Here is a 25,148-nt window from a genome sequence, read left to right as displayed (position 1 = left end):
TCTGTCCCCGGTAGAACTCCTGCCCGCTGTCGGGGAGGCTCGTGACGGTCCCGGCGCTGCGGCCGGTCGCCGTGCTGCTCGTGCCGTACCCCAGTTCGCCGTCGGCCGTCTCGGTGTCCTTGAGCGTCTGCTGGGTGACCTTGGTTGTGTTGGGCGGCAGCGCGGCCTTGGTGTCGTCCGCGGCCTGGCTGCTGCCGCTGCGGGTCAACAGGGCGGCGGTCAGCGCGCCGCCCACCGCCAGTACTGCGACGGCGGTCAGCGCGGTCCTGCCGCGGCGGCGACGAGGCATCACTGACCCGCCAGGATCGGCTGGCAGGCCTGCTGCGCCTTCTGCAGATCCGGGTCCTTGCCGGTCTCCCCGTCGATCATGATCCCGCGCTGCCCGGGCTTCGGGTCCGGGAAGCTCTCGACCCCGTTCTTCCGCATGCACTCGGCGAACTTGCGGCCGTTCTCTTCCTGCTGCGGGTTCGCCGCCGCTCCACCATCCGGGCTGTACTGCTTGCAGGCCTCCATCGCCTTGTCGATGTCCGCCTTGGTCACACCGCTGCTGGCGTCGAACTTGAACTGGGCCGGCTTGCCCGGCTCGGGGTCCGGCACGTTGACGCCGTTCTCCCGCATGCATCCCGCGTACTTCACGCCCATCTCGTCCTTGCTGAGGCTCGGCGCCGCGCTGCTGGCAGAACTGGTCGGCTGCGCGCCACTGCCCGAGGCCACCGAAGGGGTTTCCTCGTCCGCACCACAGCTGGTGAGGCTCAGGGCCAGGACCATCGCGGCCACCGCGGCCAGGGTGTGCTGTCGCTTCACGTCTTCTCCTCGAGATCGGGTTGCTTACCGAGCCCAAGCCAAGTGATGACGCCGTTTCCGTGGCGTTTCCGTGCTCGCTAACGCGAAGGAAACACCGGCATCGGGGATCATGGCCTTCCGACGACGGGAAGGCGGCGGTGGCGTGCGGGTGCTGGTGGTCGAGGACGAACCGTTGCTCGCGGCAGCGATCGTGGAGTGGTTGCGCGACGAGGCACACGCCGTCGACGTCGCGTACGACGGAGCCGCCGCGCTGATGCGTCTCGAGCTCAACGAGTACGACGTACTGGTCCTGGACCGCGACCTTCCAGTGGTCCACGGCGATGACGTCTGCCGCAAGCTGGTGGAGTCCGGATCGCCCACCCGGGTGCTGATGCTCACCGCCGCGGCAGCGGTCACCGACCGGGTCGACGGCCTGGGGCTCGGTGCCGACGACTACCTGACCAAGCCGTTCGCCTTCCCCGAGCTCGCCGCTCGGGTGCACGCCCTGGGCCGCCGCAGCCGTCCCGCCGACCCGCCCGTACTGCGTCGCGCCGGGCTGGCCCTGGATCCAGCGCGCCACGAGGTGTTCCGGGAGGGCCGTTACGTGCTGTTGTCGAAGAAGGAGTTCGCAGTACTGGCCGAACTGCTGCGCGCGGACGGCGCGACGGTCTCCGCCGAACAGCTACTGGAGAAGGCGTGGGATGAACATGTCGACCCGTTCACCGGGGTGGTCCGGCTGACCATCCTCAAACTGCGCCGCAAACTCGGCGAACCCGCAGTCGTCGAGACCGTCACCGGAGTGGGGTATCGCATCCCGTGAAGCTGCTTCCCCGTCGGCTCACGTTGCGCGGCCGGTTGACCTTGATCTACAGCGGCCTCTTCATGATCGCCGGAGTCCTGCTCCTCGGCGTCACCTACGCACTCTTCAGCCAGCAACTCTTCACCGGCAAGGTGATTGTCCGGGGCACCTACCTGAACCAGCCGCCGACCAGCACAGCTTCGCCGGGCCTTACCCCCTCGCCAGGTGCGACGCCTCAAGCCGGGCCTAGCTCTGGCGACCCCACTAAGAACCTGTGGGTGCTGAACGCGGACGGCGACGTACTGACCGGACCCGATGCCGAGCAGACAATGCAGAAGCAGCAACGGGAGGTTCGAGATGCGGCGACGCAGGCAATGCTCGTGCAAGGCAGCATCGCCCTCGTACTGGTCGGCAGCCTCGCGGCCGGCTTCGGCTGGTTGGTAGCAGGACGGGTCCTCGCGCCACTGCATCGCGTGACCGACACCGCCCGCCGGATCGCCACTGCGCCCGCAGCCGGCCGCGGCCTGCACGAACGGATCGCCCTGCGCGGACCGGACGACGAGGTGAAGAATCTCGCCGACGCCTTCGACACCATGGTCGAACGCCTGGACCACTCCTTCGACGGCCAGCGCCGGTTCGTCGCGAACGCCTCGCACGAACTCCGTACGCCGCTGACCGTCGGCCGCGCGCTCGTCGAAGTGGCGATGCACCGCAAGACCGCCTCGGCGGATCTGAAGCAGCTCGGCGAGAGCCTGCTCGACATCAACGCCCGGCACGAGCAGCTGATCAGCGGACTGCTGGTGCTCGCGGACTCCGAGAAAGAGCTCACTGCCGTCTACCCGGTAAATCTCGGCGATGTGGTCACGCACGTCGTCGCCCAGGTCGGTCGGGAGGCGTCCGAGGCAGGCATCGAAGTGACCGCGGCGCCAGGTGACGCCCCGACGATGGGCGATGCGCTGCTGCTCGAGCGGCTGGTGCACAACCTGGTCGAGAACGGCATCCGGCACAACCGCGACTCCGGCTGGGTCCGGGTGACGAGCAGGACCGCTCCTGGCGATCGCGAGGTGGAGGTCGAGGTGACGAACACCGGGCCGAGCGTCCCGCCGTACGAGGTGGAAGGTCTGTTCAAGCCGTTCCACCGGCTGGCGAACGATCGGCTGGTCGGGGCGAAGGGGGCCGGGCTGGGACTGTCGATCGTGCGCTCGGTCGCGGAGGCCCACGGCGGTTCTGTGCGAGCGGCTCCGCGGGAGGGTGGCGGGCTGACGGTTATCGTGACGCTGCCTGTCGATCCGGGCTGAGGCCGTTCGTGTAGTGGGTGACAACACGCATCAGGAGGTCGCGATGAAGCAGTATCTGCTCAGCATCTACCAGCCGGACGGACCCGCTCCCGAGCCGTCGGTGCTGGAACCGATCATGAAGAACCTGGCGAACTTCACTGAAGAGCTGCGCGAAGCCGGCAGTTGGGTGTTCGCCGCCGGGCTCCACCCGCCGGAGTCAGCGACCGTACTGCGCGCGGCCGGCGACGAGTTGCTCGTCACGGACGGCCCGTTCACCGAGGGCAAGGAACACCTCGGTGGCTTCACCGTCATCCAGGTCGAGGACCTCGACGAAGCCCTGGTCTGGGCCCGCAAACTCGCCCGGATCCTCGACCCACTGTCCGTAGAGGTCCGCCCCTTTGCCTGACAACCTCACCCCCGAACGCCCGAATCCCGTCCCTGAGCGGGAGCCGAGCTCCGCTCCGCCTGCGGCGCCTGAGCGGGAGCCCGCCTCACCCGCTGCGCGGCAGCAGGTTGATGTGGCTGCTGTGTTCCGTGCTGAGCATGGGCGGGCGGTGGCGGTGCTGGCGCGGGTGTTCGGGGATCTGGAGATTGCCGAGGACGCAGTACAGGACGCATTTGCGGTGGCGGTCGAGCGGTGGCCCGAGGCTGGGCTACCGCCGAGTCCGGCCGGCTGGATCATCACCACCGCCCGGAACCGCGCGATCGACCGGCTCCGGCGAGAGGCGTCCCGCGAGGACAAGCACGCCCAGGCCGCGCTTCTGCAGGCCGAGGACGCGCCGGTGGAGGAGGGTGTCGTGCGCGATGACAGGCTGCGGTTGATCTTCACGTGCTGCCACCCCGCGCTGGCGTTGAACGTCCGGGTGGCACTGACCCTGCGGCTCCTCGGCGGCCTCACCACGACCGAGATCTCCCGCGCGTTCCTGGTCCCGGAGCCGACGATGGCGCAGCGCCTGGTCCGCGCGAAGAACAAGATCCGCACCGCCGGCATCCCGTACCGCGTGCCGTACGAGGCGGATCTGCCCGAGCGCGTCCGCGGCGTACTGGCGGTCGTCTACCTGATCTTCAACGAGGGGTACGCCGCGTCATCGGGCGACGAGCTGATCCGTACGGAGTTGTGCCTCGAGGCGATCCGCCTGGGCCGTCTCCTGGTCGAACTGATGCCCGACGAACCCGAGGCAGTCGGCCTGCTCGCGCTGATGCTCCTCCAGGAATCCCGCCGCCCCGCCCGCACCGCGCCCGACGGCTCGCTCGTCCTGCTCCCCGACCAAGACCGCACCCGCTGGGACCGCGCTCTCATCACCGAGGGCCAGGACCTCGTACGCCGCTGCCTCCGCCGGGACCAGCCTGGTCCGTACCAGGTCCAGGCAGCCATCAACGCAGTGCACAGCGACGCCGCTACCGCCGACGAAACCGACTGGCCGCAGATCGTCCAGCTCTATGACCACCTGCTGACCCTGGCCCCCAGCCCGGTCGTCGCCCTCAACCGCGCAGTGGCCGTCGCCGAGGTCTCCGGTCCGGCCGCGGCCCTCGCCCTCGTGGACGACCTGGACCTCGGAAACTACTACCTCTTCCACGCCATCCGAGCCGAACTCCTCAAACGCCTCCACCGCACCCCCGAGGCAGCCGACTCCTACAAGGCAGCCCTGGCTCTGACCACCAACACCACCGAACAAACCTTCCTCCAACACAAACTCGCCACTCTCTGAGCACCGGCTGCTCGGTAGGGTCGGGGGATGTTTGAGTTGGTGTGTGAGGTGGAGCCGCCGACGCGGCCGGATCTGAAGAAGGTTCGGCACCAGATCGGGGTGATGAGCCCGATCGCGGACGCCTTCCTGATCCCGGACAACCACATCGGGCGGGCGACTGTTTCGAGTGTTGCCGTGGCCAACGAGGTGCAGGCGATGGGCGCTCGCGGCATCGCGTGCCTGAACTCCAGGGACCGGAACCTCCTCGGCTTCCGGCGCGATCTGCTGACGGCGGCGGCGTACGGGGTGGAGCAGTTCCTCTTCGTGCACGGCGACGAGCCGAGCGCCGGCGGACGAACCAGCCAACTGACCGTCCGCACCATGATCGAACAGGCCCGGGCGACCTCGTTCCCCGGCATCAGCCCGTTCAAGGTCGGCGCGGCGAGCCGGCTCAGGCCGGTCCCGGGGTGGAAGGCGGAGGCGGACTTCCTGTATCTCCAGGTCAGCTACGACCTGGAGGAGTTGCTGCGCTGGCGCGACAGCGTCACCCTCGACATCCCCGTGTACGCCGGTGTCATGGTGCTGGCGAGCGCCAAGATGGCCCACAACCTGGCCGCCCTGCCCCAACTCACGATCCCCGACCACCTGGTCGCGGCCGTCGAGCAGGATCGCGACGCGGGGGTCGAGGCCGCCTGCAACCACATCCTGGCGATCCGCGACAGCGGCGCCTTCGACGGCGTCCACCTCATCCCCGTCAGCCGCTACCGCCAGGTCGCCGCCCGCCTCGAACACGAACTCTGACGTGACCGGCATCGCCCGCGGGGGGTGTATAGTTAGGCGTATGCCCCGGATGCAGATCTACCTCCCCGAGGACCTTTACGCAGAGGTCAAGCGGCGGAAGCTGCCTGCCTCCGAGCTCCTCCAGCAGGCGGTCCGTGCCGAGATCCGACGCGAAGACTTGATCAACGCCGCCGGAGAGTTTCTCGACGAATTGATCGTGGAGACCGGTGAACCATCAGCAGAGGATCTCGCCTGGGCCGAGGATGTCGTCCAGCGGATGAAGGCCCACTTGACCCCGCCTGTCGAAGAGCAGGACCATCAGGCTCCCGCGCGGCGCGCACCGAAAGCGAGCTGACCGGTGCGAGCTCTCGTCCTCGACAGCGGCGCCGTCAGCTACTTCGTGCAGGGCTCGGGTCGGGCAAAGGCGCTGATGGCTGTCCTCACCAGCGAAGACCTGTGGCCCCCTGTCGTGCCTTCGGCCGTCCTTGTCGAGTGCCTCACCGGCCACCCCGAGAAAGACGCCAGGACCAACAGGTTCCTCAAGGGCTGCGACATCAAGGCGAGCCTGAGTGAGACAGGTGCGCGTCGCGCCGCGAAGCTCCGGACGGAGGCTGGGCGAGGATCCGCGGTTGATGCGATCATCGTCGCTGCCGCCGAGCCTCACGGGCTGGTCGTCACGGGTGACACCGCCGACATCACAGCACTTGCCGCCAACGCGGTCAGCGTGACCATCCACTACGTCTGATCGACGAGTCTGCGGCACGAACGCTCTGAAGCGACTAGTGTCTGCGTGCAGGGCTGACTGATGGAGGAGGAGGCGTGGCTGTTCTCGGGCGGGGGCTGATCGATGGCCTGAAGGTGACCGCGAAGACGCTGTCCCGCCGTGCCGTCACGGAGCAGTATCCGGATGTCCAGCCCGAGTTGCCGCCGCGGAGCCGCGGGGTGATCGCGCTGATGGAGGAGAACTGCACCTCCTGCATGCTCTGCGCCCGGGAGTGCCCGAGTTGGTGCATCTACATCGACTCGCACACCGAGACCGCGCCGTCGGTCGGTGAGCAGGCGCGGGAACGCAGCCGGAACGTGCTGGATCGGTTCGCGATCGACTTCTCGCTCTGCATGTACTGCGGGATCTGTATCGAGGCGTGTCCGTTCGACGCGCTGTTCTGGTCGCCGGAGTTCGAGTACGCCGAGACCGACCTGCGGAACCTCACGCACGAGAAGGACCGGCTGCGGGACTGGATGTGGACCGTACCGGCGCCGCAGCCGATCGACCCGGGCCCGTCGGTGATCGAGGTCGAGCCGGAGGGCGAGGAGTGACCACTGCGCTCTTCTCCATCGCGGGGGCGATGGCGATCGTGGCGGCGGTGCTGGTCGTCACGTCGCGGCGGATCGTGCATGCCGCGCTCTGGCTCGTGGTCGCGCTCGGCGCGGTGGCGGGGTGCTTCGGTGCCCTGCACGCGGAGTTTGTCGCGCTGGTGCAGATCCTCGTCTATGTCGGCGCGATCGTCGTCCTGGTGCTGTTCGCGTTGATGCTCACCAAGGCTCCGACCAATCCGCTGCCGGCTCTGACGACTCGCCGCAGCCCCTTCGCAGCCACAGTCGCCGGCGTTCTCGCCGTACTGCTCGGCACCGGGGTAGTGCTTGCCTTCGGCAACGAGAAGATCGAGCCGGTACCGGACGGTTCCGCTGAGGCCGTCGGTACTTCCGTGTTCAAGATCTGGGTGCTCCCGTTCGAAGTTCTCTCGGTGTTGTTGCTGGCGGCATTGATCGGCGCGATCGTCCTCTCGCTGCGCAGCGGAAAACTGTCCGGGCCCGGTGGCAGAGTGTCCTCCTCGCCATCGGAGGAGGGAGAGTAATGCCGCTGATCCTGCCGCTGCTGCTGGCGGTTCTGCTCTTCTGCCTCGGCGTGTACGGCGTGCTCGCGCGGCGCAACGCGATCACGATGCTGATGTCGTTCGAACTGATGCTGAACGCGGTCAACCTCAACCTGGTCGCCTTCGACGCCTGGCGGGTGGACGGTCTGGCCACCGGTCAGACGCTGGCCGTGTTCGTGATCACTCTGGCAGCGGCGGAGATCGGCCTCGGGCTGGCCATCATCCTGCTGCTGTTCCGCGGCCACGGGCACGTCGATGCCGATGCCGCGCGCGACCTGGTCGAGCAGGACGCTGTCGAGGATGCGGTCGAGAAGGGCGCCGGCCGGTGATCGCGACGGCGTGGCGAGTGGTCGGGGTCGGCTTCTCGCTCCTGGTGATCCTGACCGCGATCCTGTTGTCCGGCGTCGATCCGCAGCAGACCTCATTCGGCGGCAGCGATCTCGGTTCGAACCTGCTGCTCACGTTCGACCTGCGCACCGACGACCTGACGGTGCTGATGCTCGGCGTGGTCGGCGTGGTCGCCACCTGCGTGCAGATCTATTCGATCGGCTATGAGCACAAGCGGGTCGCTTCCTACACCGCGCTGGTGACGCTCTTCACCGCCGCGATGGTCACCGTGATCGTCTCGGACAGCCTGTTCCTGCTGCTCATCGGCTGGGAAATGATGGGCGCCTGCTCGTACCTGCTGATCGGTCACTACTGGGAGCGCCGCGACGCCCGCTCGGGCGCGATGAAGGCGTTCCTGATGACCCGGCTCGGCGACGTGGGCTTCCTCTTCGGCATCTTCGTGCTGGGCCTGGCCGCCGGGACTTTCCGGATCTCCGAGCTCGATCCGTCCGAGCTGTCCTCCGGCACTCTGACCGCAGGCACACTCCTGCTGCTGGTCGGCGTCGTCGGCAAGTCCGCGCAGGTCCCGCTGCAGACCTGGCTCCCGGACGCGATGCCCGGCCCGAGCCCTGTCAGCGCGCTGATCCACGCGGCCACCATGGTTGCCGCCGGCGTCTTCCTGATCGCGCGCCTGTACGACGTCTTCGCTGCCGCCGACGTGACTCTGACAGTGCTCGCGGTGATCGCGGCCGTGACGATGGTGTTCGCCGCGCTGTGTGCGATGGCCGCCGTGGAAGTGAAGAGGGTGCTGGCCTGGTCGACCGTGAGCCAACTGGCGATCATGTTCGCCGGGCTCTCACTCGGCACCCGCGACGGCCGTCACGCCGCGTTGTTCCACCTGGTCACGCATGCCGCGTTCAAGGGTCTGTTGTTCCTCTGTGCCGGGGTGCTGCTGCACCAGGTCGGCAGTGCCGCCTTCGTGGTTCTGCGGAGGTATACCCGCCGGGGCGCGCTGCGCAAGGCGATGCCGGTGACTTTCGTGACGATGACGATCGGCCTCGCCGCGTTGGCCGGCGTACCGGGGCTGGCTGGGTTCTTCTCCAAGGACTCGGTCGTGGAGGCGGCGTGGCATCACGCGCGGGACGGTTCCGTCGTTGGATGGGTCGTGCTGGTAGCGGTGTGCCTGACCGCGGCGATGACCGCCTTCTACTGCGTGCGTCTGTGGTTGTGGGTGTTCTTCCGAACGCCTGCGCTGGCGGGTGCGCTCGGTGCGTTCGAGGATGACGACGCGATGGCGGATCTCGACGAGCCGGACACCTCCAAGCTCCGCGACGCTCCCTGGATCATGCTTGGACCGTTGGTCGTCCTGGCCGTCGGCGGTCTGGTGCTCGGGTATGCCGATGGCGGCCACGTCAACTGGGCCATTGCCTTGGTGACGACGGTCCTGGCCGTGTTCGGTGCGCTCCCGGCGTACTCGTTGTGGCAGCGTGGGGCGGATCCGCGGCCGGGCGTGGTGGAGCACGAGTTCTTCGTGGATCGGGCTTACCACCAGGCGGTCGTCGTACCGGTGCAGTGGTTCGCGCGGCTTGCGGTCGGCGGCGATCGCGATGTGATCGGGGCCTACGTGCGGGGGGCCGGACGCGCTGGAACCCTTGCGTCTCAAGGCTTCCGGCGGATGCAGACCGGGAACGTGCAGACCTATCTCACTGCTGCTGTGATCGGCGTGGTCGCGCTTGTTGTGCTGGCAGGGGTGATCAGCTCATGAACGGTCTGCTGCTGAGCATCCTGGTGCTGCCGCTGCTTGCGGCCTTGGCTCTTTGGGCGGTGCCTGCCGCCGTCGGTGATCGGGTCGCCGCGATGTACGGCTCGGTGATCTCGGGCCTGGTCCTGATCGGTTCGCTGCTGCTCTGGCCCCGCATGGACGGCTGGTTCTCCTTCAGCCAGGTCCAGAACGGGGAGCTGTTCACTGCGGGCGAGCTGGACCCGCTGCGGGCGGTAACGGACGTCGAGTGGATCCCGGCGCTCAACGTGAGGTTCCACATCGGGGTGGACTGGATCTCGATGCCGCTGATCGTGCTGACGGCGTTGCTGGTGTTCCTCTGCTGCCTCTACTCACTCCGGATCACCCCGCGGATCGGCCTGACCCGCTCGCTGATCGCGCTGCTACTGGTGATCGAGGCGGGCGTGATCGGCACCTTCACGGCGATGGACCTGGTGCTGTTCTTCGTCTGTTTCGAGATCGTGCTGATCCCGATGTGGCTGGTGATCGACATCTGGGGCGACGACCACGACCGGCCCGGCCGTCGACGCGCGGCGAACACCTTCGTGCTGATGACGGTGCTCGGTTCGGCCGTGATGCTGGTCGGGTTCCTGCTGGTCTATCGGCAGGCGGGCACTTTCGACCTCGTTCAGCTCAGTCGTACGCCGGTGCTGGGATCCCATGGGGTTCCGCTCGCGGCCGCTGCCTTGATCGCGCTCGGTCTGGCCGTGAAGGTCCCACTCTGGCCGCTGCACATCTGGTTGCCCGATGCCCATGCGAAAGCGCCGACGGTCGGTTCGGTACTGCTGGCCGGCGTACTGCTGAAGCTGGGTACTTACGGCATGATCCGGATCCTGCTGCCGGTGCTGCCGGACGCCATGGTGACCATCGCGCCGTACCTGGCGGGGTTGTCCACGATCGCGATCGTGGCGGGGTCGCTGGCCTGTCTGGCACAGACCGACGTGAAGCGGCTGATCGCGTACTCGAGCGTCGGGCACATGGGCTTCATCGGCCTCGGCATCTCCACGCTGTCCGAGACCGGTCTGCGCGGCGCGCTGTTCGCGAACATCGCCCACGGCATCATCACCGGCCTGCTGTTCTTCCTGGCCGGGGCGATCAAGGACCGGCACGACACCAGCGACCTGCGGGCGATCGGGCGGGCCCTGTACGCCCGGCTGCCGCGGATCAGCGGGCTGCTCACTTTCGCGTGCCTGGCATCCCTGGGGCTGCCCGGGCTGGCGGGGTTCTGGGGCGAGATGCTCGTCCTGCTGGGCGCCTACCGCCCGGCGGAGTCGTTGCCGCGGGCAAGTTATCTGGTGATGATGGTGATCGCCGGGCTGGGCACGGTGCTGACCGCGGCCTACTTCCTGCGGCTGATCCGGAACCTCTGCCAGGGTGATCCGGCCGAGAATCCGCCCGCCGCCTTCGCCGTGGACCTGAGCCGGATCGAGCTGATCACCTGGGCTCCGCTGATCACGCTGACGGTGCTGCTCGGGGTCTGGCCCGGCCTGCTCCTCGACCGTTGGGTGAGCCTGTGACGATCACGTGGACCGACTGGCAGGCGATCGCCGTCCCGCTGGTGCTGGCGCTCGGCGCGATCGCCGTGCTGCTCGTCGACGGCTTCTGGGCGGGCGGGACCAAGCAACTCAAGCACACCGTGATCACGCTGATGACCGGCGCGACGATCTTCTTCGGGCTCGTGTTCATCGTGGTCCGGCGGAACACCTTCAACCCCGCCTTCTGCCGTTCGGCAGTGGAGGGTCCGGGCGAGTGCAGCCTGGTGTTCGAGCCGTTGACCGCCGGGCTCTGGGCGGTCCTGCTGATCGGCGGACTCGGGGTCGTCGGCCTCTCGGCGTACCGGCTGCTCGACAAGGACATCCCGGTCGGTGAGTACCACTTCTTGCTGCTCAGCGCGCTGGTCGGCGCGACGGTGCTCGCCGGTGCCCGCGACCTGGCGACGATGGTGATCGCGCTCGAGGTGGTGTCGCTGCCGAGCTTCGCGATGGTCGCCCTGCGCCGGGACCGCCGCGGCTCGGAGGCTGCGATGAAGGCCTTCCTCGTCTCGGTGCTGTCGACCGCCGTGATGCTGTTCGGGATCTCCTACCTGTACGGCGTGACCGGGTCGCTCTATCTCCAGACGATCGCCACACGGCTGCCGGGACTCGATCCCGATCTGCGGCGGGTGGCGTTCGCGGCGGGACTGTTCGTGATCGTCGGCTTTGGCTTCAAGATCGCCGCCGTCCCGTTCCACGGCTGGCTTCCCGACACGTACGCCGGTGCGCCGGTCGAGGTGACCGCCTTCCTCGCGGTGGTATCGAAGTCCGCAGGCGTGGCCGGGCTCCTCGTCCTGGTGATCTTCGGGGTCGCTCCGAGCGGGTCGGAGTTGCGGGTGGTGGTCGCGATCATGGCGGCCGTCACGATGACCGTCGGAAACCTCGCGGCGCTGCGGCAGCGGGAAGCTGTGCGGCTGCTCGCCTGGTCGTCGATCGGCCAGGTCGGGTTCCTGCTCGCTCCGGTGGCCGTCGGGGATGCACAGGCAGTGGTGGCATACCTCGCTGCCTACGTCATCGTCACCCTCGGCGCCTTCGGCTCGGTCGCGGTGGTTCAGCGCTATCGTCCGGCCGGTCTGCTGACGGACTACCGAGGCATGGTCCGTTCCGAACCAGGCCTGGCCGTTGCGCTCGTCTTCTTCCTGGTGGTTCTGGCGGGACTGCCGCCGGGTCTGGCCGGCCTCTTCACCAAGTTCGCCGCCTTCCAGTCGGTGATCGACGCGGACCTGGTCTGGCTGGCCATCGTGATGGCGATCAACGTGATGATCGGCCTGGCGGTCTACCTGCGCTGGGTGGCGGAACTCTTCCGTCTCCCCGCCGAAGACCCCTTCTCCGTCGACATCGAAAACTCCGCCGTTGGCGTCATCAGCCTCTGCGTAGGTGCCGCAGTGGTCCTCTCGATCCTCCCCAGCACCCTCTTCGCCCTCGCTATCTGAGCCTCAGCCGGCGCTCTGGCGGGCGAGAAAGTCCTCGTACTGCGTGAGGACGCGCTTCCACAGGTGGTCCCGGTCGTCGGCGGTGAGGTGGTTCAGGGGGAGCTGGAAGGTGTCGTCGAGAGCGGTGTAGAAGTCGGCCGGGGACTCCAGCACAGTGGTGTCGATGCGGTCGGCGAAGACCTCGGCGAGGACGACCGAGCGGAGCGCCACCACGCTGTTCGGCGTACGGCGGAGGGCCGTGCTGACCCGGACGAACGGAGAGTCCGGGGAGGTCGACAAGTGGGCGTGCTGGTCGGCGAAGGCGTCGATCGTGGCGGGGGCGGACTCGAAGTCCATCCCGATCATGCCGGCCCGTGGATCGTGGTCCACTCGCCACCCGTCGACGACGTCGGACGACCGCAGTACCAGGTCGTACGGGTCCTGCCGGTACGTTCCGTCCTTCAGTGGCAGGGGTACCAACAGCCCGTCGCCCATGCCGACATCGACGATCCACTCCTGCCCGGGAGCATCAGGCAGGCCGGCGACGGTAAGCACCAGATGACTGGCGTCCACCAGTGCTGGACGCGTCGATGTCTGAGCCCCACCGCGGTGCATCGTGACCTGGTACCCCAGTTCGGTGAGCAACAACGCGAAGGACCCGTTCATCTGGAAGCAGTAGCCACCGGCTTCCCGGTTAATGATGCGTTCTGCCGCGGCCGCCGGATCCAGTGGCCCGCCCTTGCCCAGCTGGTACTGAACTGTCTCGTAGGCCACCGACTCCGCGAAGGCCGCGTGCAAGGCGAATAGCGCTTCCACGCTCGGCCCGTCGTGCCGGTGGATCCCGATCCGCTGCAGGAAGGCCGAGGTCGTCATGCGCCTGAGGGTAACCCTGGGGCGCTCGGGCGGCGCCTGAATTCTGCTCGGGGTGTGCTGGAGGTACGGCGACCTGGCAGGGTGGGGGGTATGACTTCGGAGCGGATCTATGTCGGCAGTTACACCACTCAGGCGGGCGGCGGGACCGGGATCGCGTTCGGACCTCTGGGGGAGCTGACGGAAGCCGCGGCAACGGTCGACCCGTCGTTCCTCACCCGGTCGGCCGACGGGCGGTTCCTGTACTCGACGAACGAGGGGGAGGCCGGCCGCGTCAGCGCCTTCGCGATCCAGCCGGACGGGTCCTTGGAGTTCCTCAACGACCAGTCGACCGGGGGTTCGGGTCCGTGCCACCTGGTGGTCGATCCGACCGGCAGCTTCCTGCTCTCCGCGAACTACGGCTCGGGCTCGGTCGCCATCCACCCGATCGCCGCGGACGGCTCGCTCGGCGACGCCACTCAGATCCTCCAACGCGTGGGAAACACCGGCCCGAACGTCGAACGTCAGGAAGGCTCGCACGCCCACCAGGTCACCTTCGATCCGGCCGGCGCCTATGCGTTCGACGTCGACCTGGGCACGGACTCCGTCTTCGTCTCCACGCTGACCCCCGCGGGCCGGCTCGAGGCGGTGGATCTCCTGGAGGTCCACCCGGGCGCCGGGCCACGTCACCTGGTGTTCCACCCGGGCAGCGGAGCGGCGTACGTGATCAATGAGCTGGACTCGACCGTCAGCGTCTGCAGCTACTCCGAGGGCAAGCTGGCCGTGGTCCAGACGGTGTCGACGCGGCCCGACGGTGCGGAAGGCGACAACTTCCCGGCTGAGGTGCTGGTCTCCGCCGACGGCCGGTTCGTCTACGGCTCGAACCGTGGCGACGACAGCATCGCGGTCTTCACTACTGGCGCCGATGGCCTGCAGGTAGAGCTGATCCAGACGATCGGGTCCGGCGGGACCTGGCCCCGGCACCTTGCCCTGAGCAACGATGGGTCCCAGCTGTACGCCGCGAACGAGCGCTCCGACTCGATCGCGGTGTTCACCGTCGACCAGGCCGGCGGCGTCCTCACCGCAACGGGGACGCCGCTGACCTGGCCGAAACCGGTCTGTGTCCTGCCGGTCGGCTAGACCTGGACCAGCCTCTCGAAGAAGAACTCGTGCTTGAGGAACGACACGTCGTACTCGTGGCCCGGCTGCGGCGGCAACAGTTGCGCGGCCTGGAACAGCCGCCAGCCGTCCTTGAGTGCGTCCAGCCCGCTCGCGTACGGCGGGACGTCGGAGTCACCGGTCGTCGGTGAGGTTGCTCCGGTCCCGTCGTACGTGGACCAGCCCACCGTGCGGGAGTCCAGCGCGGAAGAAGCCAGGTAGAGCACCAGGACCTGCTGGCGAACGGTCTGCCCGGCGACGGTCTGCTCGGCGGAGGCGGTGGTCATGTGAGCTCCTTCTTCGCGTGCGGGTTGACCGTGCGCTGCGCGACCACGCGCTGCGGTCGGTTCGTCACCCGGGTGACCCAGTAGTCCGGGTCGAATGTGTCGTCACCGGTGATGGCCTGCCACAGCTTGACCCGGTTGTAGATCTCCAGCCGGCCGGTGGCGTTCTCGTACCAGGGGAAGAGCTGCCCGAGCTCCGCGGCCACCTGCTCGTCGTACAGGTCCTCGATGTTCCACAGGCGGACCTGGCGGACGGTCGGGTTGAAGCGGATCTTGAACATGTAGCGGTCGATGTCGCTGTCGTTCCTGCGTCCGCCATGCCAGATGCCGTGGTGCAGGAAGACCACGGTGCCGGCCGGGCAGGTGAATCGCGTCTGGCCGAGCAGGTTCTGGTACCGGCCGGTGTCGGACTCGTTCGTCTTGCGTAGGTGGCTGCCGGGCACGCTGAGGGTGCCGCCCATCTCGAGCGTCACCTCCTGCGGGTAGTACATGAGCTGGACGTCGAAGGCGTCCGGGCGGACGTCGATGATCGCGTCACCGTGCAGGTTCTGCGCCTCGCCCTGGTTGGCCTTGCGGATGTGGACGGCGTGGTGGTCCACGGTCGGCTCGGGCCCGACGAAGCTGTGGATGGCGCCGGCGACCTCGGGCAGCTGCACCAGCCGCTGGACGAACTCGCTGTCCACGAATGCCTCGGACAGAGGGGTGCCGTACGGGACGCCGGGGATGCCGGCCTTGAGGACGTCGATCGCCTCCCGGTTCATCTCCGCCGGCACCACCGCGTCCATCCGGAAGGCGCCGGTGGCAACGAAACTCGCCATCTGGACCGAGCTGAGCAGGTTCTTGGAATGTGGATGGGTCATGTCTCTCCCTCTCGGGGCGACTGGGCCGTGGTGGTTCGTACTAGACCAGCCTAAGAAACCGCACCGTTGCTGCGCGTGGGTTGAGATCACCACTGGTGGTAATTTCTCACCATGATCCCGCTGCATCTGGCTGAGCCGCCCGAGGTCGTGAACGCCGGTGTGGGCGTGCACGGCGTACGAGGGCTGCGGGACGTGTTCCGCCTGCCGGACTTCTGGCAGTTCCACCTGTACGGCTACTCGGCGAACCTCACGATCGACGGCACGGCCTTCTCGATCGCGCCCGGATGGGTCAGCCTGACGCCGGCCGGAGCACAGGTGGAGTTCGACTACCGCGGCCGCTCCGAGCACCTGTACGTTCACTTCCGCCCGCGCCTCAGCGGCGAGCCCTCGTACGTTCCCCTCGCCCAGGACGCCGGTACTGCGGCGCCCGTGCTGACCGACTTGCTCCGCCAGGCGATCGAGGCGTCTCCCAGTGGGTCGGCCCGAGTGGTCGCCGAGGTGTGGACTGCCCTCTGGCGGGTCTCGCAACTGACCTCGTCCGTGCCCGAGGGCGACAGCGGGCATCCGGCGGTAGCGGCTGCCATCGCCTTCGCCGAGGCGAACCTGGCCCGCCCACTGACCGTCCCGGATCTCGCCCGCGCGGCAGGCGTCTCGCACAACCACCTCACCCGGCTGTTCCGCGCCGAGACCGGTATGACGGTCGTCGCTTACGTCCGACTCAGGCGACTCGCCCGCGCCCGCCACCTGCTGGTCTCGTCGACCCTGTCCATCCCAGCCGTCGCCGCGTCCGTCGGAATCCCCGACCTGCAGGCCTTCAACAAGGCCTGCCACCGCGAACTCGGCGCCTCACCACGGGCGGTACGGGCCGGAATCTCAGGGCGTTAGTACCTCGACGAGCCGGGTGACCCCTTCGTCGCCATGGCCGGCGTCAATCGCGCGACGGGTGGTTTCAAGGAGCGCGGGAAGGCCGCCCGGCTCCAGGCCCGCGGCTTCTGCCGCATGGATGACATGCTCCAAGCCCGCCACCGTCGAGCGCAGGTTCGACTCGTCAGCCGGATACTTCCCGGCCGTCACATGCTCAACCAGGACGTCCATCAGGCCGGGCAACATCCCCGTCATCGTCTTCGCGTACTCCGCGAACTCGGCCGCCGCAATGCCCTCCGCCGAAGCCAGGGCGAAACCGTGCACCACGCCGCTGATCGAATTCCAGAACAGGTCGAGCAGCGCCGCGTCGTACCCGGCGGCCCGGCCTGGATCCTCTCCCACGTAGGTCGTCGTCCCGAGGCTCGCCAGCAACGGACGCTGGGTCTCCCAGACTTCAGCCGGTCCGCTGAACAGGAGGGAGGCCTCAGGTCCGCCGATGCTGTGCGTCCGGGCCATGATCACGCCGTCGAGGTAGGACGCCTGGTGGGCCGCGACCCAGCCTGCGAGTTCGCGGCTCCGATCAGGGGAATCACCGGTCAGATTGATGACTGTTCTGCCAGGAAGCTCGGTTGCCGCGGTCTCGAGGATCTGCTTGGCCGCCGCGGCGTCCACGACACAGACGATGACGGCGCCGCCGGCTCGGACTGCCTCCGCCGCGCTCTCGACCCGGACCGCTCCTGCCACGTCGCCGCGGCCCGGTGTCCGGTTCCAAATGGTGGTCTGGTGGCCTGAATCGACCAGCGCGGTGGCGAGGGCCTGGCCCATCGGTCCTAGTCCGAGCACTGTCACGGATGGTTTCGTCATGCCGGTTAAGCTAAACCTTCACGTTGACGTCAGAGTCAAGCCCGAGGTGACCATGCGGATCAGCGAACTCACCCGGCGGACCGGGGCCACCCAGCGCGCCCTGCGGTACTACGAGGAGCAGGGTCTGCTGCAGCCCGAACGCCTACCGAGCGGCTATCGGGAGTACGCCGAGGCCGACGTCGACGTGGTCCGCAGGATCAGGATCCTGCTGGCAGCAGGCCTCAGTACACCGGTCATCGCCGAGATCCTCCCGTGCCTCGTCGACTACGACGAGCTGCTGGTCGCCGCCTGCCCCGAACTCAAGGCAGGACTCGCCCAGGAGCGGGAACGGATCGGCAACACCATCAACGAACTGGAAGCCGCCCGCGCGTTGCTCGCCGCGATCATCGACGATCCGGTTGTCGCTGGTCCCTAGCGTCAGGCCGTGTGGGCGAGGGGGAAGGCGGTGGCGACCGCGGCTGTCCGGCTCGTCACGCCCAGCCGGTCGTAGATGTTCTCCAGATGCTTCCGAACGGTGCCCTCGGCAACGAACAGCCGCCGGGCGATCTGGGTGTTGCTGTCCCCGGCCGCGACGAGTCGCAGCAGTTGCCACTGGCGGTCGGTCAGCTCGGGGATGCCGGCGCGGCGGAGTTCGAGGTCGCGGTGGATCTCGAGGAAGTGCGGGCGGAGCATCCGGAGCAGCAGCCGTTCCCGTTCGGTGAAGTCGCGGGACGTGGCCCGGAACAGCATCAGCCGGCGATCCTCGGCGCCGTGCGCGGGGAACGGCACGGTGATCTCGCTGTGCATACCGGTCAGCCGGAACCACTCACCTTTCGCCGAGTTCACCAGCTGTGGCCTGGACAGGTAGTCGGATACCTTCCAGACGGTGTCGTAGTCGCCGGTGCGCTGGGGGCGGCTGCACGCCTCACTGGCCCAGTACGACCGCCAGAAGATGTCCTCCCAGCCCTCGCCAAGATCATCGGTCGGCAGTTCGGTCACCTCCTCGGCCGCGACGAACTCGCGATCGAGCGGGCGGCTCCGCTGGAAGGTGATGTCGTCGGCGGGCACCAGGTCGGCGAGCGCGCGCATCACCTCGCGCGGAAACTCCTCCTCCGGACCGGCCTCCCGGCCGCGGTCGATGATGTCGAGCAGCCGGCGCAGATCGCGCTCGGTGACGGTCAACTGTTCCACCATGACATTCCCCTCCCTCACCTCAGGCTAAGCCCGCAGCGGCGGCTGGCGAATACGTCGAACTGCGTATGGCCGCGGGCGGTGGGCGGCAGCCACGGTGGTGACTGTGGACGACACAGTGTCGTCCAGTCTTGGGGAGGAAAGATCATGAAGTTTCTGTCTCGCGTGACCGGTCTCTTGGCCGTCCTGTTCGTCTCGGCCGTCGCACTCTCCGGTACGGCGTTCGCGGTGCTCCCGCCGGAGCCATCGGATGATCGTGCACGCGCCGTGTACAACCCGCCGCCGACCGTCATCGAGGTCGTCTCCGAAGCCGGCCTGTCGACCTTCCAGATCGTCGGCCTGATGGCCCTCGCCGCCATCGCCGCAGCCGCGATCACCGTCATCGCGGTACGCCTGCTGCCGCGAGTCGGCCTCCACTTCGGCTCACCCCGTGCGGCCGGGGCGTCAGGGCGCTAGGGAGCTTGGGCCCCAATCCGGTTGTCGCCAAGGTCGCTGGTCCCTAGTGTCCTGGGCATGTATGAGCTGATCCCGGTGGCGGATGCGCCTGAGTTGGACGAGGAGGCGGGCCGGCGGTTCGTCGAGGAGTGGCCGGAGTTCATCTTCCACGACGAGGGCGTGACGCCGTACCGGGAACGGCGGATCGAGTACTTCCGGGGGTGGGAGTTCTACCTGGTCAGCACGGGGGACCGGCGGTTGATCGGTGGATGCTGGGGAGTGCCGCTCGCCTGGGACGGGTCCGTGGAGGATCTACCGGGCGGATTCACGGACTCGCTGGGGCGGGCGGTGCTCGAGCAGGAGGCCGGGGTGGCGCCGAATACGTTCGTGCTGATGGCGGCCGCAGTACGCAACGACGAGCAGGGCAAGGGCCACGCAGGCCGGGTGATCACCGCCGTCCGGGAGCGCGCTGTCGCGGGTGGGTTGTCGCAGGTCATCGCGCCGGTCCGGCCGACACTGAAGAGCAAGTACCCGCTCACCGACATCGCCGAGTTCATGACCTGGACCCGGCCGGACGGCCTGCCGCTGGATCCCTGGATCCGCACCCACGTCCGCCTCGGCGCCCGGCTGCTCGCGCCGGCGCCTTTCTCCCAGACCATGACCGGCTCGGTCGCCGACTGGGAGAAGTGGACCGGCATGACCTTCCCGGCCACCGGCACCTACGTCATCCCCGACGGCCTCACCACCCTGGCCATCGACCGAACCACCGACACCGGCCTCTACCGCGAACCCAACATCTGGATGCGCCACGCCTGAGGTGAGCAGCTAGGCGAGTGCCCGTACTGCGAGGCCGTCGGGCGCGAGGGCTCCTCGGAGGATGTCGAGGCAGTCCTCGCGGTCGGGGCCCTGGATCGCCTGCTCGGCCCAGAGGGCGACCTCTTCCAGGGCGCGGGCGCAGCGGTAGTACGTGAGGTTGGTCTCGTCGAGGGTGACGTCGCCATAGCCGTCGAAGAAGGCGGCGAGCTGGTCCGCGGTGGTCGGACCGAGGGCACCCATCCCACCAAGCATGAACATCAGATCCTGCTCACACGGCGCCAGTACTACGTCGTCCCAGTCGATCAGGTGGATGCCGACAGGGTCACTCCCGCCGTCGCTTGCCAGACTCCTTGGCCGCTCCGCCAGGACGTTCCCCAGGTGTGGGTCGGCATGGCAGATCACCGGCCTACCCTGTGGCGGTTCTAGCTCGCTGTGGAGCTTGAGGAGACCCGTGATGGTCTGCTGGTTCGCCTTCCAGACTGCGGCGAGCTCTTCCTCGACGGCGTCCGCGGGCGGCTCTGTGGTGAGCCTGAGCTGGATCGCCCGGATCAGAGCCGGCATGCGGGCGTTGATGGGATTCAGCCGGGGGAGCACAGCCTGCAGATTCGCCGGGACTTCTGTGGCGTGCACCCGGGCCAGCAACTCGCCGTACAGGCTCCATTGCTGATCAGTGAGTCCGCTGTCGGCTGCACGTGTTCCTTCGATCCACGGCGTCAGCGAGAGGCGCTTGCCCTCACGGTGACTCCATAGCTCTCCGCTGCGGGTCTGCCTGAGCTGTGGGATCCCTTGAATGCCAGTGCCCGCCAGATACGCCGTCAAGAGTGGTCCTGCGTCGGTGCCGCCGCCGCTCCACTTCACGGCATACAGGTCGTCGCTGCTCGTACGGACCCGCCAGACCTCTGCAGCAACGTCGGCACCGTCGTGAACCAGGCTGGCCTCAACCAGGTCGAGGCCGTAGTCCTCCCGCACCCACCGCCGCAGCTCGGCGTACAAGCTCAGCGGTAGTTGACGAACTGCACGGCGAAGTCGAGGTCCTGGCCCTTGATCAGTGCCTGGACCGTCTGCAGGTCATCGCGGCTCTTGCTGGAGACCCGCAGTTCGTCACCCTGGATCTGCGCCTTAGCGCCCTTGGGGCCTTCGTCGCGGATCAGCTTCGACAACTTCTTCGCGTTCTCCTGGGTGATGCCGGCGTTGATCGTCGCAGTGATCTTGTAGATCTTGCCGGAAAGCTTGGGCTCCTCGGCATCCAGACCCTTCAGCGAGATCTGCCGCTTGACCAGCTTGTCCTTCAGTACGTCGAGGACGGCGTTGACCCGCTCCTCGGTGTTCGCCTGCATGTCGATCGTCTCGTCGCCACTCAGCTTGATGGCCGCGTCGACGTTCTTGAAGTCGAACCGCTGGCTGATCTCCTTCGCCGCCTGGTTGACGGCGTTGTCCACCTCCTGGTGATCGACCTTGTTCACGATGTCGAAGGAGGACTCCGAAGCCATGGGCACTTCCCTTCCGAGTTGCTGTCATTCCGATTTGCTGTCAGGGGCACTGTCTGTTGTATCGTCTCTCACGCCGGTTCACGAACCAGCAGCACCCTGGCAGGTTGCCCGAGTGGCCAAAGGGAGCAGACTGTAAATCTGTCGGCTTATGCCTACGCAGGTTCGAACCCTGCACCTGCCACAGGAGCAAAAACAGCCCCTGACCTGCGGAAACGCAGGCCAGGGGCTCTTTCGTTGTGTCCGACTGCGTCCGACCGTCAACGGCGATCTGTGCCACCGGCGTGCCGCTGTGTCAGGCAGCCTCGCGGCGAGATTGCCGACTAGACGTTGCGAGAATCCTGCCGCCTTCCCGCCGGTATTCCGCCTCGCAAATCACGCCTGCTGGAGACAGAGTGATCCAGGCGGCGGACTACCGGACCATCACCCCGCCGTTTCCGGCGGCATGGCCGGATCCCTACTCGACGATGAGGAATCTGACGCGATGTCACGCATGGTGCTACGAAGGTTCATGGCCCGCAAAGCAATCACGGCAACGGCTGTGGTCGCCGCGGTTGCCGCGACCACAGCCCTGACGGCCCCCGTCGTCTCGGCCGCGGAGAACGCCCCCGAAGCGGCCCAGGCCTGCGCGATGCAGATCCTCCCGATCCCCGAGGGCTACCAGTCCACGAGGGTCACCGGCATGAGCAACGACGGCTCCGTCATCGCCTACCGCGCCGTATCGCCCGACCCTGAGGGCCCCAGGCCGAAGCAGTTCCTGTACAGCGATGGCGAAGTCTCCGAAGTGCCGATGCTCAGGGACTACACCACGATCCAAGACGTCAACGCCGCAGGCGTCGGCGTCGGCGGGGGGTGGATCTCCCCGAAGTATGTGCCGTACGTCTGGCGCGACGGCCAAATGTCCGAACTGCCCAACGAGGAGGGCGGCTGGGCCTACGCGATCAACGCAAAGGGTGACATCGTCGGCAGCCTCGATCGGGATGGCACTTCGATTCCGGTCCGGTGGCCGGCCGACGGGACCGGACCGGTCGACCTGGCGCTGCCCGAGGGCAAGGAGCGGGGCATGGCCACCGGCATCGGCAACGACGGCACCATCGTCGGCGAGGTCATGGTCGAGAGGGACAACTCCGGCAACCCCAAGCCGTACATGTGGCGCGCCGACGGCAGCGGCACCTACTTGGCGATGCCCGAGGGCGCCGACCTGGCCGATGTCGCCGTTGGCGTCACTGACATCAAGGGCGACTGGGCCTCCGGCTGGCTGGTCGCCCCGGGCGTCGGCTACGGGGGCGTCCGCTGGAACCTCGCCAAAGGCACCGCCGAGGTCGTCGACCTAGACGACTGGGTGGCCGTCAGCGCCAACGGCACCGTCGCCAGCCACCTCCGCGACTCCCCGATCGCGGCATACCAGTCCGGCAAGACCATCGTCGAACTGCCGGGACTGCTCGATCCGGCCGACAACACCAGCAAGGACAACGTCGTCGCGATCAGTGCCGACGCCTCCCTGCTCGCCGGGGACGTCTTCATCGGTGGGTACGACGCCGAGGAGCAACCCCTCACAAACGCGGTCACCTGGACCTGCGGCTAATCACCGAGGTCCTTGCGAGCGCATGGATGGTCTCCACGCGGACGGCTACGAGTCGTTGCGTGCGGCCCCCACTGGAGACGGTGGGGGCCGCGCGGCCGTTCAGACTTCGTGGTCGGCCCTGCCGAGGGTCGCGGCGGTCGGCCTAGCCGCTGACCTCGCAGGTCAGGGCGGGTCTGGAGATTGTCGACATGACGTTGTGGGAATCCTGCCGCCTTCCCGCCGGTGTTCCGCCTCGCTAATCACGTCTGCTGGAGACAGAGTGATTCAGGCGGCGGACCACCGGAGGATCACCCCGCCGTTTCCGGCGGCACGGCCGGATCCCTACTCGACGATGAGGATTCTGACGCGATGTCACGCATGAAGCCACGAAGGTTCAAGGCCCGCAAAGCAATCACGGCAACAGCTGTAGTCGCGGCGGTCGCGACCACTGCCCTCACAGGCCCCTTCGCCTCGGCCGCGGAGAACGACCCCGAAGCGGCCCAGACCTGCGCGCTGCAGATCCTCCCGATCCCCGAAGGCCTCGTGTCCACGAAGGTCACCGGCATGAGCCGCGACGGCTCGGTCATCGCCTACCAAGCCGACCCGCCCAGCACGGGCGATCCCGACGCCGCCGTCGTGCGTTACCCGCTCCTGTACGCCGACGGCAAGGTCACCAAGGTGCCGATGCCCGGCGAGTGGCAGGAGATCGCCGACGTCAATTCCAAGGGAGTCGGCGCCGGGAATGCGTCGGTCAACGACGCCCCGCTGCCCTACGTCTGGCGCGACGGCAAACTCACCCGGCTGCTCGGAGGCCGAGGCTGGGCGTACGGGATCAACGAGACGGGCGACATCGTCGGCAAGCTCTGGCCCGCACCCGGCAGCGACGACCCCACCGTGCATCCGACCGTCTGGCGGTCCGGCACGACCAATCCGGTCAAGCTGCCGCTGCCGAAGACCGCCAATGGGGGCTCCGCCACCGCGATCGCCAACGACGGCAGGATCATCGGAGAAATCACCCTCAACAATGACCCCGGCGAAGCCAAGCCGTACATCTGGTACCCCGACGGCACCGGCAAGCTACTGCCGATGCCCGAAGGCGTGGACCTCGCAGACGCCGACGTCCACCCCATGGAGATCAACGGCGACTGGGTATCGGGCATCCTCTTCGCCCCCGGTATCGAAGCCCCCGGCATCCGCTGGAACCTGGCCAAAGGCACCGCCGAGATGACCAAGCTCGGCCGGGACTGGGAGACCGTTGCGGTCGGCCCCGATGGGACCGCCGTCGGTGTTCTCTACAACACCCCGATCGCGGCGTACCAGACCGGCGGCACCGTCTTCGAGCTGCCGGGCGTGCTCGATCCGGACGCCAACATCAACTGGGACAACGCCGAGGCGATCAGCGCCGACGGCTCCCTCATCGCCGGGACCGCCTGGGCCGGCAACGACTGGAACGCGGTCACCTGGACCTGCAAGTGATCGCAGGAGACAGTTAAGCGCGCCCGGCCTGTGGCCGGGCGGGCCTTCGCCTGTGGAACGCACGTCTGCGGCGCCGCTCCTCCAGCAGGATGGTGGAGCGGCGCCGCATTCTCATCAGTGTTCGATGCGGCCCAACCGTTCGGCGACCGCGGCCGCCTCGGGCACGTCGCAGTCCGCGTATCCCCGGGCGGCGTGGTGCAGGTGTCGCCGCTCGGCTGCCATGTCGCCCTGTCGACGGTGGGCGTCGGCCAGACCGTGGTGGGCGCGGGCGAGTTCGTAGGCGTCCGCGTGGGTTTCAGCGATGGCCGCCGCCCGCTCGAGTTGACCGATCGCCGCCTCGGTGTCGTCCGAGGCGGTCAGTGCGCGACCGAGGCAGTTGCGCGCGGACCGCTCAAGCGAGGGGTCGACCAGTTTCACCGCATACTCGATGGCCCGGTTCAACTGGGCGGCGGCCTCGGCACTCCGGCCGAGCCGCAGCAGGTCTTCGCCCAGTTCGATGAGCGTCGCGGTCACATCGGCGGTGACGCCTTCCCCGCGGTAGGCCCGAAGACACGCGGTGTGCATGGTCACTGCTTCGGCCGGATCACCCCGCTCCCGCACCAGCACACCGCGGAAGACCTCGATCCTGATGCGGTTGTGGTCGTCGCCGACGTCCAGCCGCCGTTCCGCCGCCGCCAGGCGGCGCTCGGTTTCCGCGAAGCGTCCGAGCCGCAGTAGGGGGACGACCATGTTCGTGCTGATGAGCGCTGCCGCCGCTGCGTCTGTGGCGGCTTCCGCCTGAGCGAGCGCCGCTTCGTGCACCTCCAGCGCTTCGGCGAACCGCCCGGACCGCCGGTGCAGGACACCGATGTTGGCCAGCGTCAACGCCGCGTCGCCGAACTCGCCGAGGTCGCGCTTGAGCGCGACGGACCGGTCGAGATAGTCGATCGCCTCCCGGTGCCTGCCCGCCGCCAGGAGCTGGCGCCCCGCGTCCCCGAGGGTGAAGGCCTCCTTCCGGCCGTCCCCGGTGCGGCGAGCGATGTCCAGCGCGATCTGGTTGACGGTGGCGTGCGGGCCGATGTCGGGGTCG

At 67.9% G+C, this 25,148-nt stretch carries 28 protein-coding genes, 1 tRNA gene and 2 pseudogenes; 21 read left to right on the top strand and 10 right to left on the bottom strand.

What is annotated here, in order from left to right; translation table 11 throughout:
• Positions 1-289, bottom strand: a pseudogene (locus VFG33_RS26670) (efflux RND transporter periplasmic adaptor subunit); the annotation flags it as partial.
• Positions 289-804 (bottom strand): hypothetical protein, encoded by a 516-nt coding sequence (locus VFG33_RS26665; RefSeq protein ID WP_325055701.1) that lies wholly within the window; start codon positions 802-804, stop codon positions 289-291. The pseudogene VFG33_RS26670 and the gene VFG33_RS26665, both read right to left, overlap by 1 nt.
• A 142-nt stretch (positions 805-946) precedes the next feature.
• On the opposite strand from VFG33_RS26665, the gene VFG33_RS26660 reads away from it, so the two are divergent.
• From VFG33_RS26660 to VFG33_RS26600, 13 genes and pseudogenes are all read left to right on the top strand, one after another.
• Positions 947-1,603 (top strand): response regulator transcription factor, encoded by a 657-nt coding sequence (locus VFG33_RS26660; RefSeq protein WP_325055703.1) that lies wholly within the window; start codon positions 947-949, stop codon positions 1,601-1,603.
• Positions 1,600-2,880 carry a sensor histidine kinase gene (locus VFG33_RS26655; protein ID WP_325055700.1) on the top strand — a complete coding sequence of 427 codons (1,281 nt, stop codon included), beginning with the start codon at positions 1,600-1,602 and terminating at the stop codon, positions 2,878-2,880. Before VFG33_RS26660 ends, VFG33_RS26655 begins: the two co-directional genes overlap by 4 nt.
• Before the next feature lie 43 nt (positions 2,881-2,923).
• Positions 2,924-3,265: a YciI family protein gene (locus VFG33_RS26650; protein ID WP_325055699.1), complete on the top strand. Its 342-nt coding sequence runs from the start codon at positions 2,924-2,926 to the stop codon at positions 3,263-3,265.
• A gap of 112 nt (positions 3,266-3,377) precedes the next feature.
• A complete protein-coding gene (locus VFG33_RS26645) occupies positions 3,378-4,568 on the top strand; it encodes an RNA polymerase sigma factor (protein ID WP_325055702.1) in 1,191 nt (396 codons plus the stop codon).
• A 27-nt stretch (positions 4,569-4,595) separates the two neighbouring features.
• Positions 4,596-5,348, top strand: a complete 753-nt coding sequence (locus VFG33_RS26640; protein ID WP_325055698.1) for a methylenetetrahydrofolate reductase — start codon at positions 4,596-4,598, stop codon at positions 5,346-5,348.
• 40 nt (positions 5,349-5,388) lie between these two features.
• Positions 5,389-5,682 (top strand): hypothetical protein, encoded by a 294-nt coding sequence (locus tag VFG33_RS26635; RefSeq protein WP_325055697.1) that lies wholly within the window; start codon positions 5,389-5,391, stop codon positions 5,680-5,682.
• Between the two features lie 3 nt (positions 5,683-5,685).
• A complete protein-coding gene (locus tag VFG33_RS26630) occupies positions 5,686-6,072 on the top strand; it encodes a PIN domain-containing protein (RefSeq protein ID WP_325055696.1) in 387 nt (128 codons plus the stop codon).
• A 209-nt stretch (positions 6,073-6,281) separates the two neighbouring features.
• Positions 6,282-6,497 (top strand): annotated as a pseudogene (locus VFG33_RS26625) (4Fe-4S binding protein); the annotation flags it as partial.
• A gap of 143 nt (positions 6,498-6,640) precedes the next feature.
• On the top strand, positions 6,641-7,183 hold the full coding sequence (locus VFG33_RS26620; protein WP_325055695.1) for an NADH-quinone oxidoreductase subunit J family protein: 543 nt from the start codon (positions 6,641-6,643) through the stop codon (positions 7,181-7,183).
• The gene (gene nuoK, locus VFG33_RS26615) at positions 7,183-7,530 is read left to right on the top strand and encodes an NADH-quinone oxidoreductase subunit NuoK (RefSeq protein ID WP_325055694.1); all 348 of its coding nucleotides are present in this window, start codon (positions 7,183-7,185) and stop codon (positions 7,528-7,530) included. Before VFG33_RS26620 ends, nuoK begins: the two co-directional genes overlap by 1 nt.
• Positions 7,527-9,293, top strand: coding sequence for an NADH-quinone oxidoreductase subunit 5 family protein (locus VFG33_RS26610; protein ID WP_325055693.1), 1,767 nt, complete (start codon positions 7,527-7,529; stop codon positions 9,291-9,293). The genes nuoK and VFG33_RS26610 overlap by 4 nt, the downstream gene beginning before the upstream one ends.
• Positions 9,290-10,825, top strand: a complete 1,536-nt coding sequence (locus VFG33_RS26605) for a complex I subunit 4 family protein (protein ID WP_325055692.1) — start codon at positions 9,290-9,292, stop codon at positions 10,823-10,825. The genes VFG33_RS26610 and VFG33_RS26605 overlap by 4 nt, the downstream gene beginning before the upstream one ends.
• Positions 10,822-12,273, top strand: a complete 1,452-nt coding sequence (locus VFG33_RS26600; protein ID WP_325055691.1) for an NADH-quinone oxidoreductase subunit N — start codon at positions 10,822-10,824, stop codon at positions 12,271-12,273. The genes VFG33_RS26605 and VFG33_RS26600 overlap by 4 nt, the downstream gene beginning before the upstream one ends.
• A gap of 3 nt (positions 12,274-12,276) precedes the next feature.
• Here the strand turns inward: VFG33_RS26600 and VFG33_RS26595 are convergent, their stop codons facing one another.
• A complete protein-coding gene (locus VFG33_RS26595) occupies positions 12,277-13,125 on the bottom strand; it encodes an arylamine N-acetyltransferase family protein (RefSeq protein ID WP_325055690.1) in 849 nt (282 codons plus the stop codon).
• Positions 13,126-13,215: 90 nt separating this feature from the next.
• Here VFG33_RS26595 and VFG33_RS26590 point away from each other — a divergent pair, with 90 nt between their 5' ends.
• A complete protein-coding gene (locus VFG33_RS26590; protein ID WP_325055689.1) occupies positions 13,216-14,241 on the top strand; it encodes a lactonase family protein in 1,026 nt (341 codons plus the stop codon).
• Here VFG33_RS26590 and VFG33_RS26585 read toward each other — a convergent pair.
• Both VFG33_RS26585 and VFG33_RS26580 read right to left on the bottom strand, forming a co-directional pair.
• Positions 14,238-14,546, bottom strand: coding sequence for a hypothetical protein (locus VFG33_RS26585; RefSeq protein WP_325055688.1), 309 nt, complete (start codon positions 14,544-14,546; stop codon positions 14,238-14,240). The two genes, VFG33_RS26590 and VFG33_RS26585, sit on opposite strands and share 4 nt — an antisense overlap.
• The gene (locus VFG33_RS26580) at positions 14,543-15,403 is read right to left on the bottom strand and encodes a phytanoyl-CoA dioxygenase family protein (protein ID WP_325055687.1); all 861 of its coding nucleotides are present in this window, start codon (positions 15,401-15,403) and stop codon (positions 14,543-14,545) included. The genes VFG33_RS26585 and VFG33_RS26580 overlap by 4 nt, the downstream gene beginning before the upstream one ends.
• Positions 15,404-15,514: 111 nt before the next feature.
• Here VFG33_RS26580 and VFG33_RS26575 point away from each other — a divergent pair, with 111 nt between their 5' ends.
• Positions 15,515-16,288 carry an AraC family transcriptional regulator gene (locus VFG33_RS26575; RefSeq protein WP_325055686.1) on the top strand — a complete coding sequence of 258 codons (774 nt, stop codon included), beginning with the start codon at positions 15,515-15,517 and terminating at the stop codon, positions 16,286-16,288.
• On the opposite strand, the gene VFG33_RS26570 is transcribed toward VFG33_RS26575, so the two are convergent.
• Positions 16,277-17,131, bottom strand: coding sequence for an NAD(P)-dependent oxidoreductase (locus VFG33_RS26570; RefSeq protein ID WP_325055685.1), 855 nt, complete (start codon positions 17,129-17,131; stop codon positions 16,277-16,279). The genes VFG33_RS26575 and VFG33_RS26570 overlap by 12 nt on opposite strands.
• On the opposite strand from VFG33_RS26570, the gene VFG33_RS26565 reads away from it, so the two are divergent.
• Positions 17,130-17,546, top strand: a complete 417-nt coding sequence (locus VFG33_RS26565) for a MerR family transcriptional regulator (RefSeq protein ID WP_325055684.1) — start codon at positions 17,130-17,132, stop codon at positions 17,544-17,546. The genes VFG33_RS26570 and VFG33_RS26565 overlap by 2 nt on opposite strands.
• Before the next feature lie 2 nt (positions 17,547-17,548).
• Here VFG33_RS26565 and VFG33_RS26560 read toward each other — a convergent pair whose 3' ends face one another.
• Positions 17,549-18,304: a helix-turn-helix transcriptional regulator gene (locus VFG33_RS26560; RefSeq protein ID WP_325055683.1), complete on the bottom strand. Its 756-nt coding sequence runs from the start codon at positions 18,302-18,304 to the stop codon at positions 17,549-17,551.
• A gap of 144 nt (positions 18,305-18,448) precedes the next feature.
• On the opposite strand from VFG33_RS26560, the gene VFG33_RS26555 reads away from it, so the two are divergent.
• Positions 18,449-18,757, top strand: coding sequence for a hypothetical protein (locus VFG33_RS26555; protein ID WP_325055682.1), 309 nt, complete (start codon positions 18,449-18,451; stop codon positions 18,755-18,757).
• A 57-nt stretch (positions 18,758-18,814) separates the two neighbouring features.
• Positions 18,815-19,552: a hypothetical protein gene (locus tag VFG33_RS26550; RefSeq protein ID WP_325055681.1), complete on the top strand. Its 738-nt coding sequence runs from the start codon at positions 18,815-18,817 to the stop codon at positions 19,550-19,552.
• Between the two features lie 9 nt (positions 19,553-19,561).
• Here VFG33_RS26550 and VFG33_RS26545 read toward each other — a convergent pair whose 3' ends face one another.
• Both VFG33_RS26545 and VFG33_RS26540 read right to left on the bottom strand, forming a co-directional pair.
• The gene (locus VFG33_RS26545) at positions 19,562-20,545 is read right to left on the bottom strand and encodes a phosphotransferase enzyme family protein (protein ID WP_325055680.1); all 984 of its coding nucleotides are present in this window, start codon (positions 20,543-20,545) and stop codon (positions 19,562-19,564) included.
• Positions 20,546-20,547: 2 nt separating this feature from the next.
• Positions 20,548-21,042, bottom strand: coding sequence for a YajQ family cyclic di-GMP-binding protein (locus VFG33_RS26540; protein ID WP_325055679.1), 495 nt, complete (start codon positions 21,040-21,042; stop codon positions 20,548-20,550).
• A gap of 98 nt (positions 21,043-21,140) precedes the next feature.
• Between VFG33_RS26540 and VFG33_RS26535 the strand changes: the two genes are divergently transcribed.
• The 3 genes from VFG33_RS26535 (at position 21,141) to VFG33_RS26525 (ending at position 24,079) form a co-directional block, all read left to right on the top strand.
• A tRNA-Tyr gene (locus VFG33_RS26535) sits at positions 21,141-21,223 on the top strand.
• Between the two features lie 300 nt (positions 21,224-21,523).
• Entirely contained in the window at positions 21,524-22,624 is a 1,101-nt protein-coding gene (locus tag VFG33_RS26530; protein WP_325055678.1) for a hypothetical protein, read from the top strand.
• Between the two features lie 348 nt (positions 22,625-22,972).
• Complete coding sequence (locus VFG33_RS26525) at positions 22,973-24,079, top strand: hypothetical protein (protein WP_325055677.1); 1,107 nt, start codon at positions 22,973-22,975, stop codon at positions 24,077-24,079.
• Positions 24,080-24,193: 114 nt separating this feature from the next.
• On the opposite strand, the gene VFG33_RS26520 is transcribed toward VFG33_RS26525, so the two are convergent.
• On the bottom strand, positions 24,194-25,148 hold a 955-nt coding region (locus VFG33_RS26520), incomplete at its 5' end, for a tetratricopeptide repeat protein (protein WP_325055676.1).

Source organism: Kribbella sp. (assembly GCF_035687465.1).
In the GTDB taxonomy this organism is placed as follows: Bacteria; Actinomycetota; Actinomycetes; order Propionibacteriales; family Kribbellaceae; genus Kribbella.
The sequence above is the reverse complement of the archived record's forward strand: the minus strand, read 5'-3'. Positions and strand labels throughout refer to the sequence as shown.